The sequence below is a fragment of the Clostridium polyendosporum genome, assembly GCF_018332455.1.
Lineage (GTDB): Bacteria > Bacillota > Clostridia > Clostridiales > Clostridiaceae > Clostridium_AY > Clostridium_AY polyendosporum.
This window is the reverse complement of the sequence record NZ_BOPZ01000002.1, coordinates 36,302-50,638: the sequence shown is the minus strand read 5'-3', so window position 1 is coordinate 50,638 and position 14,337 is coordinate 36,302. Positions and strand designations below refer to the sequence as shown.

General features: G+C 31.6%; 14 protein-coding genes and 1 tRNA gene. 5 read left to right on the top strand and 10 right to left on the bottom strand.

Going from position 1 to position 14,337, the window contains the following annotated elements:
* Positions 1-288 precede the first annotated feature (288 nt).
* The gene (locus CPJCM30710_RS01330; RefSeq protein ID WP_212902368.1) at positions 289-1,086 is read right to left on the bottom strand and encodes a lipid II flippase Amj family protein; all 798 of its coding nucleotides are present in this window, start codon (positions 1,084-1,086) and stop codon (positions 289-291) included.
* A gap of 57 nt (positions 1,087-1,143) precedes the next feature.
* On the bottom strand, positions 1,144-1,629 hold the full coding sequence (locus tag CPJCM30710_RS01325) for a PIN domain-containing protein (protein ID WP_212902367.1): 486 nt from the start codon (positions 1,627-1,629) through the stop codon (positions 1,144-1,146).
* Positions 1,630-2,299: 670 nt separating this feature from the next.
* Between CPJCM30710_RS01325 and CPJCM30710_RS01320 the strand changes: the two genes are divergently transcribed.
* Positions 2,300-2,626, top strand: a complete 327-nt coding sequence (locus CPJCM30710_RS01320) for a hypothetical protein (protein WP_212902366.1) — start codon at positions 2,300-2,302, stop codon at positions 2,624-2,626.
* A 142-nt stretch (positions 2,627-2,768) separates the two neighbouring features.
* Here the strand turns inward: CPJCM30710_RS01320 and CPJCM30710_RS01315 are convergent, their stop codons facing one another.
* Positions 2,769-3,107: an arsenate reductase family protein gene (locus CPJCM30710_RS01315; RefSeq protein WP_212902365.1), complete on the bottom strand. Its 339-nt coding sequence runs from the start codon at positions 3,105-3,107 to the stop codon at positions 2,769-2,771.
* An 89-nt stretch (positions 3,108-3,196) separates the two neighbouring features.
* On the opposite strand from CPJCM30710_RS01315, the gene CPJCM30710_RS01310 reads away from it, so the two are divergent.
* Positions 3,197-3,856: an SIMPL domain-containing protein gene (locus CPJCM30710_RS01310; protein WP_212902364.1), complete on the top strand. Its 660-nt coding sequence runs from the start codon at positions 3,197-3,199 to the stop codon at positions 3,854-3,856.
* Positions 3,857-4,059: 203 nt separating this feature from the next.
* Here the strand turns inward: CPJCM30710_RS01310 and trhA are convergent, their stop codons facing one another.
* Positions 4,060-4,701, bottom strand: a complete 642-nt coding sequence (gene trhA / locus CPJCM30710_RS01305) for a PAQR family membrane homeostasis protein TrhA (protein WP_212902363.1) — start codon at positions 4,699-4,701, stop codon at positions 4,060-4,062.
* A 337-nt stretch (positions 4,702-5,038) separates the two neighbouring features.
* On the opposite strand from trhA, the gene CPJCM30710_RS01300 reads away from it, so the two are divergent.
* Both CPJCM30710_RS01300 and CPJCM30710_RS01295 read left to right on the top strand, forming a co-directional pair.
* The gene (locus tag CPJCM30710_RS01300) at positions 5,039-5,836 is read left to right on the top strand and encodes a hypothetical protein (protein WP_212902362.1); all 798 of its coding nucleotides are present in this window, start codon (positions 5,039-5,041) and stop codon (positions 5,834-5,836) included.
* 135 nt (positions 5,837-5,971) lie between these two features.
* Entirely contained in the window at positions 5,972-6,499 is a 528-nt protein-coding gene (locus CPJCM30710_RS01295) for a DUF6512 family protein (protein WP_212902361.1), read from the top strand.
* A 194-nt stretch (positions 6,500-6,693) separates the two neighbouring features.
* Here the strand turns inward: CPJCM30710_RS01295 and CPJCM30710_RS01290 are convergent, their stop codons facing one another.
* Positions 6,694-7,695: a GGGtGRT protein gene (locus CPJCM30710_RS01290; RefSeq protein WP_212902360.1), complete on the bottom strand. Its 1,002-nt coding sequence runs from the start codon at positions 7,693-7,695 to the stop codon at positions 6,694-6,696.
* 21 nt (positions 7,696-7,716) lie between these two features.
* The gene (locus tag CPJCM30710_RS01285) at positions 7,717-8,409 is read right to left on the bottom strand and encodes an iron-sulfur cluster assembly scaffold protein (RefSeq protein WP_212902359.1); all 693 of its coding nucleotides are present in this window, start codon (positions 8,407-8,409) and stop codon (positions 7,717-7,719) included.
* A gap of 342 nt (positions 8,410-8,751) precedes the next feature.
* On the opposite strand from CPJCM30710_RS01285, the gene CPJCM30710_RS01280 reads away from it, so the two are divergent.
* A tRNA-Leu gene (locus CPJCM30710_RS01280) sits at positions 8,752-8,838 on the top strand.
* 480 nt (positions 8,839-9,318) lie between these two features.
* Here CPJCM30710_RS01280 and CPJCM30710_RS01275 read toward each other — a convergent pair.
* Genes CPJCM30710_RS01275 through CPJCM30710_RS01260 form a run of 4 tightly spaced genes read right to left on the bottom strand, consistent with a single transcriptional unit; the run spans position 9,319 to position 14,324 of the window.
* Positions 9,319-10,590 carry an aspartate aminotransferase family protein gene (locus CPJCM30710_RS01275; RefSeq protein WP_212902358.1) on the bottom strand — a complete coding sequence of 424 codons (1,272 nt, stop codon included), beginning with the start codon at positions 10,588-10,590 and terminating at the stop codon, positions 9,319-9,321.
* Positions 10,591-10,595: 5 nt separating this feature from the next.
* A complete protein-coding gene (locus CPJCM30710_RS01270) occupies positions 10,596-12,260 on the bottom strand; it encodes a M20/M25/M40 family metallo-hydrolase (RefSeq protein ID WP_212902357.1) in 1,665 nt (554 codons plus the stop codon).
* Positions 12,261-12,273: 13 nt separating this feature from the next.
* Positions 12,274-13,125 (bottom strand): dimethylarginine dimethylaminohydrolase family protein, encoded by an 852-nt coding sequence (locus CPJCM30710_RS01265; RefSeq protein ID WP_212902356.1) that lies wholly within the window; start codon positions 13,123-13,125, stop codon positions 12,274-12,276.
* 20 nt (positions 13,126-13,145) lie between these two features.
* Positions 13,146-14,324 carry a pyridoxal phosphate-dependent aminotransferase gene (locus tag CPJCM30710_RS01260; RefSeq protein WP_212902355.1) on the bottom strand — a complete coding sequence of 393 codons (1,179 nt, stop codon included), beginning with the start codon at positions 14,322-14,324 and terminating at the stop codon, positions 13,146-13,148.
* Between the last annotated feature and the right edge of the window lie 13 nt (positions 14,325-14,337).

The following is a 14,337-nucleotide window of genomic DNA, read 5'->3' as shown; positions in this document are numbered from 1 at the left end:
TATAGTATAGATACTAAATAGTTTTGAATAAATAATATTTAGGAAATATTTAGTTATATTATTAACACTTACTTAAGACCTAATACACTGAAGTGATAGGATTAATAATATATTATACAAAAGCCAGCTAACTAGAGATACATTTTATATACAACTTGTCTACCATCTTAAAACTACTCTAGCATCATCTTCTGTGGCAACTATTACTTTGCTAACTATATTAATAAACAAAGATGTATCTATAATCGCTTGAATAGTTTTCAACTATTTTCAAATTCATAAACATTTTTAACTATAAAAAAATGCTATAAATTTTGCTGATGGCACTAGTAATAATTGACCTAATAATGTTCCTATTAACTTTGTCCCTATAAGCATAACAACTAGGACTTTTACATCACCATATTCTCTTTTCCCTCTATATGCTTCATCTGTTATTATCGCAGCCTTAGGATCAACAAATATTGTTAACAATATACTTGCAATTCCATTAATCATACCAGAAGAAGCCGATACAGCTAATCTTTTATCTGGAACATATATAGAAGCATAGTAAGCTGATAAAACACCAATTGTATATATACCAGTAATTACTGTATTTAATAACAATAACCGTTTAGGTATATTTTTATATCTAAGATTTTTAATCATAGACTTAGATGGTTTAACAGTATTTCTTGCTATACCCTTTATATTAGCCAAGCTTAAAGATTGAATAACTAAATTAGGTATAGATCCTGTTTCTTCAAATTTTAAAGCTGCTTTTGAAAATAACTTTAAAAATGTAGGTATAAATAAAACACCCAGTAATGTACCTATTGTTGTTGATAAAATAACGTCTCTTACTTCATTGATTGGATTGTAATTATTGTGAATACTGTTATCAATCATCGTTCCAATTAACGGACCTTGCAGCATATTAGCTGTTCTTGAAATTAAAACTATTAAATTAAACAATGAAAGTGATAATGCAAAATTTCCGCTTTTTACTGAGTTTAATCTAACAGAGTATGATAAGGTATCTATTAAATGAATAACTGCTGTAAGTAAAATTAACTTTAAAAGTAAACTAATCCCTATAATCATCTACATTCCCCTTTTCCAAATTATTTTAAAAATACTATATTTAATAAAGTTAAGAATTTATTTATATAAAATCTCTAAATTCTTTAAATCATCTATAAATTGGTTAAAGGTTAAAACTTGAGAAGGATTTAATAAGAGTTTTGCACTTTTAAACAATTTTTTATCCTCAGTAACTAAAATATATTGTTTATAAATTTCGCATATATGTATAAGATTATAGTCATTCACGGATATTTTATCACCATTTACTAAATAAATATTATTATTGTTTTTATATTTGATATACTCATTAGTTTTGTAATCTTCTTCAAGACTATAAATACTATTATTAATTATATGCCCAAGCAACTTTATAAACTTGTCTGTTAATATAGCAACTCCATTATACTCACGAAATTCTTTTCTAGATAGCTCTTCAGCTATATCCTGAGAAATTTTAAAATCAATCCCCTCACTCTTCTCTATATTATCAAATAAATTAGGATATTTGTTCCATACCCTTATAACTATATTAGTATCTAGCAAATATTCTTTGGTAACCATTTATTTTATCTCCTTTTAGAGTTATATACATATTAATTTTCAAGTTATATTTTAATTAATAATGTTCCCAAGAACACCCTCATTTATTATTAAACCATTAACATAAACTATGGATAAATAACCTCATAACTGAATTCATAATTTAGGATATATAATTTCATATAGAATAAAAAATTTTAGAAAAAGCCTTGAGTGCGGAGGCTATTTTCATGAATTCATTAAGAATTAAAGTTATTTATTCTTATAGATACACAACTTCATAACTGAACTTATAATTCATGAAAAAGCATTGCATGTCGAGGCTATGTTGATGAATTGTTTAAAGATTGAAGTGGTTTATCTTTAGCAACATAGCAAATAAAAACAAATACATATTGACAAATGTGAATAAAAAAGGTATAAATGTACTGTTTGTACTATTAAATTGCTTGTACTCTTATGGAAAATATTGGCATTAAGATTGTGTTTTTATGTAAGGTAGATAAGTATAGAATCTATGTGATTTTAGACAGATTTTACTTTGTAAAATCACAACAAATAAATCTATAAACCATCTTCATATAACAATAAAATATCTTTTTTACTTGGTATATAGGCCAATATAGTCCAGTATATAAAACACAGTATAAGTTTAAAATATTACTAATCTCACTAAAAAGGGGTGTTATAAATGAAAACATTTCAAACTCTTATTAATGAGACCTTAGAAGCTGAAGACTTAGAAGAATTAGAAGCAGCCGCTGATTTATTTCAATTTGGTATTGAAAAAGGATACTATAACAAAAGACAAGTAGTGGAATTTAACAATACTTATTGGAGTGTAAAGAATAGATGTTTAGCTTTTGAAGTCGCAAAAGATATAAAAGGAAATAAATTAGACATTATTAATATAGTTTCTAATGCTCCAGCAAATATAAAAGACAATAAAATGGAACTTACTAACTATGTAAATGGCCGTATAAAAGCATTAAAAGGTAAGATAAAAGGAATTAAATAGTTATAATTACATAATTCTATCCTACTTATATATAAATGCCACATAAAGTTTTTTAATCTTACAGTCTTTTATATTCATATTAACTTTATTAAAGTGCAAAAATTTAATGTGGCATTTATTTTAGTTTTTTTCATGTTTTATACTACTGCCAAGTCTTCCAAATACTTGGTTCATATCCTACTGTTGCATTTCTTCCATTACGTACTATAGGCGTTTTATATAGCCTTGGATTATTTAATAATATCTCTTCCTTAATATTATTACTAATAATATGTTGAATATTTAGCCTTTCATACTCCTTAGATTCTTTATTTATTAAGTTCATTAATCCCACTGCTGTTTTAATACTCTGTAGCTCTCCTTTACTTAGACCAATCTTAGTTAAATCAATAAATTGATATTTAATTTTTCTCTCCTTAAAATAAAGTTCAGCCTTTTTTGTATCAAAACATTTCTTAATTCCAAAAATTTGAATATTCATTCGTTTAAGTTCTCCTTTGGCAACTTTTTTAAGCTATTTATATATATATAATAGCAAAGGCCTTATAATAAAGAAAGGGTATGAATTCTATGATGAATTACATGTTTTTCAATCCAGATTTATATACTACCAAAAAAGGTAATATGAAAATTAACGGAGTAGGAACGGTAAAAGTAGAACCCAATGTGGCAGTTGTTAATTTAAGTGTTATCACAGAAAACATTAACTTAAAAGTAGCTCAAGAAGAAAATGCAATAAAATCCACTGCTGTTATAAACGAATTACATCAAATGGGTATTCCTAATAAACAAATCCGTACAGCCTCTTATAATATTGAACCTCAATACGATTATGTTGATGGAAAACAAATATTTAGAGGATATAAAGTTACAAACACTTTATCTGTAACCATAAAAAATATAACCAAAGTAGGTGAGGTTATTGATCGCGCCACATCTAGTGGAGTCAACCGTGTAGATAACATAATCTTTACTGTAGAAGACACTTCTATATACTATAATCAAGCTTTAAATCTAGCTATAAAAAATGCTGTACAAAAAGCAGTTGAGATAGGCAATTCTCTAGGAGTGGATGTAGATAAAACCCCTTCTAAAATTACAGAAGAAAGCTATTCATCTGCTTTTGAAGAGGTTTCAATGATGAAGCTTGCTGCACCAACTACCCCTATTCTTCCTGGCCAGATTAATATTACCGCAAGAATAGAAGCCATTTTTAATTATAAACAATAAAAATATATAAGTATATTTCTAGATCACTAGAAGAATAAAACTAAGCAGGCATCGAGCCTATTAAATTTGAATTAGTCTTCACTTGGTGAAATGATAACAAATAAATTAGCCTAAATTAAATAAAATGACATAATTAAACATTCAAAGCAAGGGGCTACTTGTAAGTTGTCCCTTGCTATTTATATATGTTTTATTTATAAATATTATCTTACATACAGTAAGCTTATCACTGAAAAGAAGTGAAATATACTTCCAGCCATTACAAATAAATGCCATATACCATGATTATAACTCATTCTATCTTTTATAAAAAAATATGTTCCAAGGGTATATGATACTCCTCCAAGTACTAAGAATATAAACCCACTAAATGTCATAAGTAAATATAATTGTTTTATAGCTATAATTATTAGCCACCCCATTACTATATATAGTAATGTTGAAAGGATCTCTTTTTTTCCTATATAAAATGCTTTTAGGGACACTCCAAGTATTGTACAGCCCCATACTATTCCAAATATAGTCCATCCAAGATATCCCCTAAGTACTGTCAAACAATAAGGAGTGTATGTTCCTGCAATTAGTAGAAATATAGACATATGGTCAAATTTTCTAAACAATTTTTTAGCCTTTTTATTTGTTAAGCTATGGTATAGTGTTGATCCCATATAAAGAATCACTAACATTGCTCCATATATAGAAAAACTCACTATATGCCATATTGTTCCTTTTAATACTGCAAATACTATCAATATTACTAGTGCAGCTATTGCCAAACAAGCTCCTATCCCATGTGTTATGGCATTTACTATCTCTTCTTTTTTAGTATAAAAGTTGTCCTCCATACTCTTTACCTCCTGTGTTATTATTCAAATAAAATTGTAACACAATAACGATTTACAATATACACCTCCAAAATTTTCTACAAGTATATTTATATGTAATTAGGAATCAAGATAATGTTTCAAGCCTTAGTTTCTTTATTATATCTATTAAACTTGTTACATGGAGCAAAGCTGAGCCAATAGACTGTACTAATATACCAATTGTGAACTGATTCATGATAAAAATAAATAACTTCAATTATAAGGTTGTTTATCTTTAGTAACACTATACAGTTTATATAATATACTATACTACTTAAGTTATAGATAATCTAATTACTATAAGGTGGTATCTACAATGCAAACTTATGATATATTATTAGAACAAACCATAACTGACTATATTAACACCCACCCTTTGTTAACATCAAACCAAAGACTAGCATTGTACAAAATTAATTCTTATAGCAATAACCCATTAATTCAAAGTAATTTGAATAATCCCTTAGTATTTTTCTTTGAAGGAGCAGGTTCATCACAAATACCAACAGTTTCCCTTTATGATGATACACCTTCAATTCTAGATGATATAAGTTATCAAGGTTACCGTTACGGGGCAATGGTGGTAGCAATTCAAAGTGGTGCTATAAAAGGTGTATACATCAATACTACTACACTCCCTGATCAGCCTAAGGGAAATGCATGTAATGCAGGCAGAGATGTTCCTACTCTGAGGCCGGGAGTATATAAAATGGTATATGCTACTCATGGTCAGGGTAAGAATGCCTATGCAGCACTTCATGTTGTTGGAGAAGATAACAATGTAGTGAGATTTGACATAACTAAATGGTATCTGAGCCGATCAGATGCAATTAACATTCACAAGGGACCCTACCCCGACGAAAGTGGAATTGAATATTTTTCTGTTAATCCAAGCGACACGTGGTCAATATCTTCTGGATGTATTTTGGTTGACATTGGTGAGTACAATAACTTTGCAAAAGCTGTGGGGTTTGACAAAGATGGAGATGGTCGTATTGATAAAAAAGATAAAATTTCAGGTTGTGTCATAATTGATAGAAGTTTAATGGATATAACAAGGAGTGATTTACAATATCTCTATGGCAATGATGGACTAGCTTTGATTTCAAGTTAAGTTATTTATTATCATAACAGTTGAGGAAAACAACCTCAACTGTTTCATAGATTTTATTATACTATTATTAATTATTTCGTAATCCAAAAGCATTATGAGTATATTTCTCTCATATGTTATTTAGGAGGTGATTTAATGAGTAAAAAAATATTCTATTGGCAGTTAATCGGAGTTATTTTTTCCACAACGCTTGGATGTATTCTTCACTTTGCTTATGAGTGGTCTGGGTTTTACAAGCCATTAGCAATATTTGCGGCAGTAAATGAAAGTGTGTGGGAACATTTAAAAATTGGTTTTTGGCCTACCTTTTTATTTGCAATCATTGAATATCCTTTCATTAAGCATAAATCAAATAACTTCTTTATAGGAAAGGCTTTATCTTTATTTCTCATTCCATTATTAATAACTACTATTTTTTATACTTATACCGGTATAATAGGGCATCATTATCTTTTGGTAGATATATTAACCTTCTATGTATCAATAATTTTAGCTGAATATATATGCTATAGAGTTATTCTAAGTTATCCACGTCCTATATACTGCACAGTAATTGCGATAATATTTATTATCTTATTGGTAGTTGTATTTTCATCTCTTACTTTCAATCCAATTAGCATACCTTTGTTTATGGATCCTAGAACTAATTCTTCTGGAACATAACAAAATAATTCAATATGTACTAAAATAACGATGTTGAATATAAAAACTAAAGCTGGATAGGCTCGATGCCTGTTCAGCTTTAGTCAGATTTAAATCAATAAAATAGCAACAAATAAAAAGGTCCCCACCTGCCACCTTTGTGACAGATGAGGACCTTTTTATTGAGACAATATAATTAATGGTTATGACAAGAATTACTTGCTCATTGCTTCTTCTATAGCAACTGCTACTGCAACTGTAGCACCAACCATTGGGTTGTTACCCATTCCTAAGAATCCCATCATTTCAACGTGAGCTGGAACTGATGATGATCCTGCGAATTGAGCATCTGAGTGCATTCTTCCCATTGTATCAGTCATACCGTATGAAGCTGGACCTGCAGCCATGTTATCTGGGTGAAGTGTTCTACCAGTACCACCACCTGATGCAACTGAGAAGTACTTCTTACCTAGATCAATCATTTCTTTCTTATAAGTACCAGCAACTGGATGTTGGAATCTTGTTGGGTTAGTTGAGTTACCAGTGATTGATACGTCAACTCCCTCATGGTGCATTATAGCAACACCTTCTCTAACGTCATCAGAACCGTAGCACTTAACCTTTGCTCTTGCTCCGTTTGAGTAAGCTGTTTCTTTAACTATTTCAAGCTTTCCAGTGTAGTAGTCAAACTTAGTTTGAACATATGTGAATCCGTTGATTCTTGATATTATCATAGCAGCATCTTTTCCAAGACCGTTAAGTATTACTCTTAATGGCTCTTTTCTAACCTTGTTAGCTTTTTCTGCTATCTTTATAGCACCTTCAGCAGCAGCAAATGATTCATGTCCTGCTAAGAATGCGAAACACTTAGTTTCTTCTCTTAAAAGCATTCCACCTAAGTTTCCGTGTCCTAATCCAACTTTTCTGTCCTCTGCAACTGATCCAGGAATACAGAAAGCTTGTAATCCTTCTCCGATTGCTTCAGCAGCTTCAGCAGCCTTAGCGCAACCCTTCTTTATAGCTATAGCAGCACCTAAAACGTATGCCCAAGCAGCATTTTCGAATGCTATTGGTTGAGTTTCCTTTGTTATAGTATATGGATCTACTCCATATGAAGCACAAAGTTCCTTAGCTTCTTCTAATGACTTCATTCCGTATTTTTCAAGAACTGGTGTAATCTTATCTATTCTTCTTTCATAACTTTCAAATAATGCCATTTTAAATTTCCTCCTTCAAAATTATTCGTGTCTTGGGTCTATAACTTTTACAGCTTCGTCGAATCTTCCGTATTGTCCTGTTGCTTTTTCTAATGCTTCATTAGCATCCATTCCCTTAGCTACCATTTCCATCATCTTTCCAAGGTGAACGAATTTGTATCCAATGATTTGATCATCAGCATCTAATGCAGTCTTAGTTATATATCCTTCAGCCATTTCTAAGTATCTTGATCCCTTAGCTATAGTTCCGTACATAGTACCAACTTGGCTTCTTAAACCCTTTCCTAAATCCTCAAGACCTGCTCCTATTGGAAGTCCGCCTTCTGAGAAAGCAGTTTGTGTTCTTCCGTAAACGATTTGAAGGAATAGTTCTCTCATTGCAGTATTTATAGCATCACAAACTAAGTCTGTGTTTAAAGCTTCTAATATAGTTTTTCCTGGTAATATTTCTGAAGCCATAGCAGCTGAGTGAGTCATTCCTGAACAACCTATTGTTTCAACTAAAGCCTCTTCTATAAGTCCATCTTTAACATTAAGTGTAAGCTTACAAGCTCCTTGTTGTGGTGCACACCAACCTACTCCGTGAGTTAAACCTGATATGTCCTTAACTTCTTTAGCTTGTACCCATTTTCCTTCTACAGGAATTGCAGCTGGTCCATGATTTGGGCCTTTAGCAACTATACACATTTCTTCAACTTCTCTTGAATACATCATAATTGTTTGTCTCCTCCCTAATATTTATAATTATAGCTATCTAATATTGAATAAATTAGAAGAACTATAGTTTATTGCTACTGGGTCATTTTTGTTCCCTCTGGGTTAGAAATTATCTAACCTATGTATATTCTAGCAAAAGTAATCCATTGTAACAATATATTTCTTAAAAAAAATGCAAATTTTTTAAAAATTTAACCATATACGCGTTTTATTTACTAAAGTTTACATTTTTTTCACACTATATAGTTATACATCTATGTAAAAATTGCTCTTTTTAAAAAACTATATAAGAATCTATTGAATTAATTTGAAAGATATGTTAAAATTAATTTGTTACTTGCCGGAGTGGTGGAATTGGCAGACGCAGCGGACTCAAAATCCGCCGAGCTAACACTCGTGCGGGTTCGACTCCCGCCTTCGGCACCATAGTTATCCACACTTTTACTAAAGTGTGGATTTTTTATTTGCTTGTAACTAGGTACAGTGTCTACTGTACCTTTTTTATATTTAAATCACTCTAATATTTTAATAGTGATAAATAAGGATGAATACTTAGTGAGATATCATCTTTTAAAAAAGATCCTAAATAATTTGTCCTCGTGGAACCTTCAGAACCTTCAAAAAGAAAATACAAATTATTCAGTAGCAACGGCAGGTTTAGAAGCAATAAAAAAGCATGTCTGATTCTCTCTACAGATTTTATTAAACCTAAGAAGCTGAACCCATATCCCCAAACCCAAGATGCTTTTAAACAAAATCAGCAACAAGTTCAGGTGTACTAGCATAGGTAACGCATGTCCATTGCGGAGTACAAGCATTACTACGCTGTTACACCTTCACCCGTTGCTGAATAATAATAAAAATATAGATGTATTAATAAACCAATCTTGTAATATACTAAGGAAGCTATACACAAGCTTTGAATGCTTCATCTAAAATCGCTAGTGCTTCATCTATCTCATACTTACTAACAGTAGTAGGAGGAATAAATCTTATTACATTTTTGTCTGTTCCGCAGGATAGCAACAGCAGACCTTTATCTAAACAATTCTCAATTACGCTTTTTACTAACTTACTATTAGGCTCAAAGTTTTTGTCTACTAATTCTATTGCAAGCATTAAGCCTAATCCTCTAACCTCACCGATAGCGTCATATTTTTCTTGTAATTTTAATAATCTTTCCTTAAAGTAACTTCCCATTTCCTCTGCATTCTTAATGGCACCTTTTTCTAAAATATCTATTGTTGCTAGAGCTGCTGCACAAGAAACAGGATTACCTCCAAAAGTGACTCCATGTGCTCCAGCTTGCCATTTTTCCATTATTTCTTTCTTAGCAATGACAGCACTTAGTGGAAAACCTGATGCAATGGCCTTTGCACAGGAAATTATATCTGGCTTAATACCAAAATGTTCATAAGCAAACATCTTACCTGTTCGTCCAAACCCTGTTTGTATTTCATCAAGTATTAAAAGAATTCCGTATCTATCACAAATGTTTCTTATTTCTTGCATAAACTCTACTGGTGGTACAATGTATCCACCTTCTCCTTGAACTGACTCAAGAATCATAGCTGCAACACTAAAAGGATCTATTATTTTTTTGAACATATCTTCTAATTCATCAATACAGCCCTTATACCCTCCATCTTTTTCTTTAAAACGTCCTCTAAAGGAATTAGGATACTCTGCAAAGTATACACTTGGAAGTAAGCCCTCGTAATTTTTTCTATATGCAGAGATTGAGCTAGTTATAGAAGTAGTAGCAATAGTTCTTCCGTGGAAGGAGCCTTTAAATGCTATGAGGGCTGGTCTTCCCGTTACATATTTAGCTAATTTTATTGCTCCTTCATTTGCTTCTGCTCCACTATTACTAAAGTAAACCATAGTATCATTTCCAGTTATCTCTACTAGCTTTTCAGCAAGCTCCACATAACTTTCATAATATACTACATTGTGACAACCATGAACTAATTTATTGATTTGCTCAATTGCTGCCTTGTTTACTAGATCATTATTATGTCCTACATTGCATACCGCCACACCACTAGCAAAATCTAAAACCTTCTTCCCCTCTTCCGTATACAAATAAGAGCCCTTCCCACTTGTAACACCTAATTTTGTAGCTCTATTTGCAGCAGGCGGCATAACCTTACTGCATCTTTCATATAGATTACTCATAATTTTCACTCCTCTAAGGAATTTTCCAGAAATCTCTTTATAGTATATACTGTAAGCCTTGGTAGTGTTTCAAAGGTATATGGCTTGTATACACGTTCTATCCATTTGTGAGCATCCTTCCCATAGGTTCCAAAATTCACAGCTGGTATATTCAGATTCTTAATTTCTTTTATAGGGATGTTATATATCTTTTCCCAGTTAGGAAAGTTGTTAACTAGCGTATCTATGGATTCATAGTCATCATCTACCTTTAAATAACTGCTGTCAGATAAACTTGGGAAAAATCTTAGTATCTTAAAGTCTTTCATATTTTCTAATGCTGCAAAATCCTTCAAAACAGCTTCAAGCGACTTTAATAGCATATCTTCTTCAATGTTATTAGACTTTAAAGTGTTGTGTGGGCAGTATGGAGGAGAAAAGAAAAGTATAATAACAGGATCTTTATCCTCACTAAGCTGCTTTACTCTTTCAACAATTTTTAAGCATAGTTCTCTAGCATCATTTCCTTTTGTTTTAAGTTCTTTAGTTATTGTATTTATTTCTTCATCTAATTTATCTCCAAGCTTTATCTTCACTTCATTATAAAGCTGATCAAAAGTTATTACTTTAGATTTCCATGGAAGTTTTGTAAAGTGTTTTTTTACTTTATAACAATACTTTTCATATTCACTATTTAAATAATTTATAGCATTATTAAAGGCTTCTTCGCCTTTTTGTTTTAATATTTCCACAACTTCTTTTACAGAAATATTATGAACAAAATAATTAAAATACATATAAGCTGCACAAGGAGTTTGTACATTATAAGAAAGTTTTAAATCCTTAAGCTTAAGGGATGTAGGAGGTACAGTGTATTCTCCTTCATATTCATCACAAAGTTCAGTATTAAAATCAATCAACTTAAACAACTCTGAAGCAATTAAATTAGGATCTAAGCCCTCGAAGCACTGCCCAACATGAGTTTCTTTTCCAAAAATAAAGAAGCAAGGAAGTAATTTCCCAGCTGCACCTACATATACATATTTATTATTGTCCCCCTCATATAAAGGTGACGTAAAATCATTATTTATAGTTAATGCATACTCTAGACCTTGTGAACTTTTTAGATCCGTTAATACCTCTAAGGCTTCTATAATACCTGTGTGTTGATTTTCCTCAACTGGGTTGGAGGTAAACAAGATATTTCCTTCTAATTCCTCTGCCATAGTAGATAACTCTTTAAGTGCCGCTAAATGTGCGGCTACTCCACTCTTCATATCTGTAACGCCCCGCCCAAACATCCAATCTCCACTGGCTAAATCTCTTCTTACCTCTTCATCTAGCTTCAATTCCTTTAACTTTTCTTGAAGTTCTAAAGGATTAAAAGCATAAGGTGCTAATTCTCCAAAATCCTCTACTCCTACAGTATCCATATGTCCATGAATAATAATAGTCTTTTTTGAAATACCTTTTTTACCCTTTATTAATGCAAAAACATTTATTCTTCCGTAGGGATCGTTTTTAAGAGGAACAGACCAAACTAAATCTTTATTTGTTTTAAAATAATCCATTGAACTTATATATTCATATATTTTTTCAGCTATTTCTCTTTCACCCTCACTATTATTTATGCTTTTTATTTTAACTAACTCTAGAGTTAGCTGTTCAACTTCGTCATAATATTTTTTCATGGATGCCTCCCTCCTAAACTCTTTCTAAGGGGAATGTCATGCAGTGAGGTCCCCCGCCATTCTTTAATATTTCAACTAAATCCACAGCTATGACCTCTAGTCCTAAAGTTTTCAGCCTCTCATTTACATCCTTATTATTTTTTATTGAAATTACTTTTTCTCCACCTAAACCTTGAAGATTACAGGCATGCTTAAATACCAATTCCCTTGGTACATCTATTAACGTAAATCCTCTCTTTTCAAGGATTTTTATAAAGTAATAAGGTAATGCTTCACTGCATATTACAGCTGTCTTTTCAGCTACTATATTAAAGCACATATCTAAATGCAAATATTCCTTATCACATTCCACTGTCATAAGTCCATAACCTAATTCATTTACTTGTTTTTTTATACAATCTGAACCTTTTCTATCTGTTCTTGCAATATTACCTAACACTAATGTGCAATCATCTAAAAACCAGAAATCTCCTCCTTCAAAATACCCTTCTGTACACTTAGCAACACATGGAATTCCTAGCTCTTCTAGCTTTTTTGCATAGACTTCACTCTCCGCCTTCCTTATGGCTTCTTTAAAGTTTCCTAATATATATCCCTCTGCAATACACGCACCAAAGTCTCTTGCAAAAACCTGGTTTGTTAAACCTTCTGCAGGTTTAATCAATACAACCTCTACTCCGTTTTCTTCATAAGCTTGGACTAATTCAGCGTGCTCCCTTAAACAAGCTTCTTTATCTGCCATTTTTCCTTCTGAAAGCCATCTTTGTGCAATAACATTGATGGGTTGAAGCTTAAAATTATCTGGAGGACAAAGAAGCACTTTCTTTAATATACCTGTAGCATTTTTTACATAAGTTTTTTTCATAAACATAACCTCCATTTGAACTATATAAAAGGGGCTTTTATATTGCTGTATATAAACTTTTCTATTCTATCAAAGGCAACCTTTAATTTCTTTTGTTCTACTGTGCAGGCAATTCTAATGTAGCCTTCTCCACTGTGCCCAAACATATTTCCTGGCATAACTAGCACATGAGCCTCATTTGCTAGTCTTTTACAAAATTCTTCTGAAGTTAAACCTGTACCTTTTATGCTAGGGAATAAATAAATTGTGCCTTCAGGCTCCCTAACAGAAATTCCAGGAATATTTTTTAGCCTTTCATAGGAATAGCTCATACGTTTTTTAAATTCCTTTATTATTTCCGCTTCTGCACTTTTTCTAAGTCTCAAGGCATGTAGTGCAGCCCTTTGTGATATAGACGGAGCAGTGTAACAAACTCCTTCATTAATTCTATTCATGCATTGGATAATATACTTTGGAGCTAATACATAGCCTACTCTCCATCCAGTCATAGCAAAATTTTTAGAAAAACTATTTATCGTAATAGTTCTTTCTTTCATATCTTCTATTGTTGTTATAGGGATAAATTTTTCTTTAAAACAAAATGAGGAATATACTTCATCAGAAAGAATTAGCAAATTATATTTTTTAGCTAGTGCTGCAATTGACAGTATAGATTCTATTGAAAAATTATGTCCTGTTGGATTACAAGGACTGTTTATTATTATTGCTTTCGTCTTTGTTGTTATACTTTTTTCCAAAGCATCTATACTAATTTCAAAATTATCTTCTTCGTAGGTAGGAATAACCACAGCCTTTCCCCTTACAAGTTCAACTTGAGATTTATAAGGTGTAAAGTAGGGCTCATGAATAATAACCTCATCTCCTGGACTTATAACAGCACTTAATGCTAAAAACATTCCATGGCAAGCCCCTACTACAACTATCATCTCAGAGATGTCTACAGAATAATCGTACTCTTCTTTATAGTAGTTGCTTATTTCTTGGTGCAACTCCCTGTCTCCTAAGCTTTTTGTATAATGAGTATGCCCTTTTTTTGCATCCTTGAAAGCTGCTTTAATTATATTCTTATTTGTAGTTATATCAGAATCACCAAAACTTAGATTGATTAAATCCTCATACTGATTAGCTAAATCTTCTATAACCTCTAAAGGTACTAAATCCTCTCTAGTGAATCGATCTGCTAAAAAATTCTTCTTCATACCTATCACCTCC

Excerpts from the sequence above, each read along its gene's own strand:
- CPJCM30710_RS01265 (WP_212902356.1), bottom strand. The coding sequence starts at position 13,125 with ATGAAAAAAACTTATGTAAAAAATGCTACAGGTATATTAAAGAAAGTG.
- CPJCM30710_RS01260 (WP_212902355.1), bottom strand. The coding sequence starts at position 14,324 with ATGAAGAAGAATTTTTTAGCAGATCGATTCACTAGAGAGGATTTAGTA.
- CPJCM30710_RS01300 (WP_212902362.1), top strand. The coding sequence starts at position 5,039 with ATGCAAACTTATGATATATTATTAGAACAAACCATAACTGACTATATT.
- CPJCM30710_RS01325 (WP_212902367.1), bottom strand. The coding sequence starts at position 1,629 with ATGGTTACCAAAGAATATTTGCTAGATACTAATATAGTTATAAGGGTA.
- CPJCM30710_RS01275 (WP_212902358.1), bottom strand. The coding sequence starts at position 10,590 with ATGAGTAATCTATATGAAAGATGCAGTAAGGTTATGCCGCCTGCTGCA.
- CPJCM30710_RS01285 (WP_212902359.1), bottom strand. The coding sequence starts at position 8,409 with ATGATGTATTCAAGAGAAGTTGAAGAAATGTGTATAGTTGCTAAAGGC.
- CPJCM30710_RS01315 (WP_212902365.1), bottom strand. The coding sequence starts at position 3,107 with ATGAATATTCAAATTTTTGGAATTAAGAAATGTTTTGATACAAAAAAG.
- trhA (WP_212902363.1), bottom strand. The coding sequence starts at position 4,701 with ATGGAGGACAACTTTTATACTAAAAAAGAAGAGATAGTAAATGCCATA.
- CPJCM30710_RS01295 (WP_212902361.1), top strand. The coding sequence starts at position 5,972 with ATGAGTAAAAAAATATTCTATTGGCAGTTAATCGGAGTTATTTTTTCC.
- CPJCM30710_RS01270 (WP_212902357.1), bottom strand. The coding sequence starts at position 12,260 with ATGAAAAAATATTATGACGAAGTTGAACAGCTAACTCTAGAGTTAGTT.
- CPJCM30710_RS01330 (WP_212902368.1), bottom strand. The coding sequence starts at position 1,086 with ATGATTATAGGGATTAGTTTACTTTTAAAGTTAATTTTACTTACAGCA.
- CPJCM30710_RS01320 (WP_212902366.1), top strand. The coding sequence starts at position 2,300 with ATGAAAACATTTCAAACTCTTATTAATGAGACCTTAGAAGCTGAAGAC.
- CPJCM30710_RS01310 (WP_212902364.1), top strand. The coding sequence starts at position 3,197 with ATGATGAATTACATGTTTTTCAATCCAGATTTATATACTACCAAAAAA.
- CPJCM30710_RS01290 (WP_212902360.1), bottom strand. The coding sequence starts at position 7,695 with ATGGCATTATTTGAAAGTTATGAAAGAAGAATAGATAAGATTACACCA.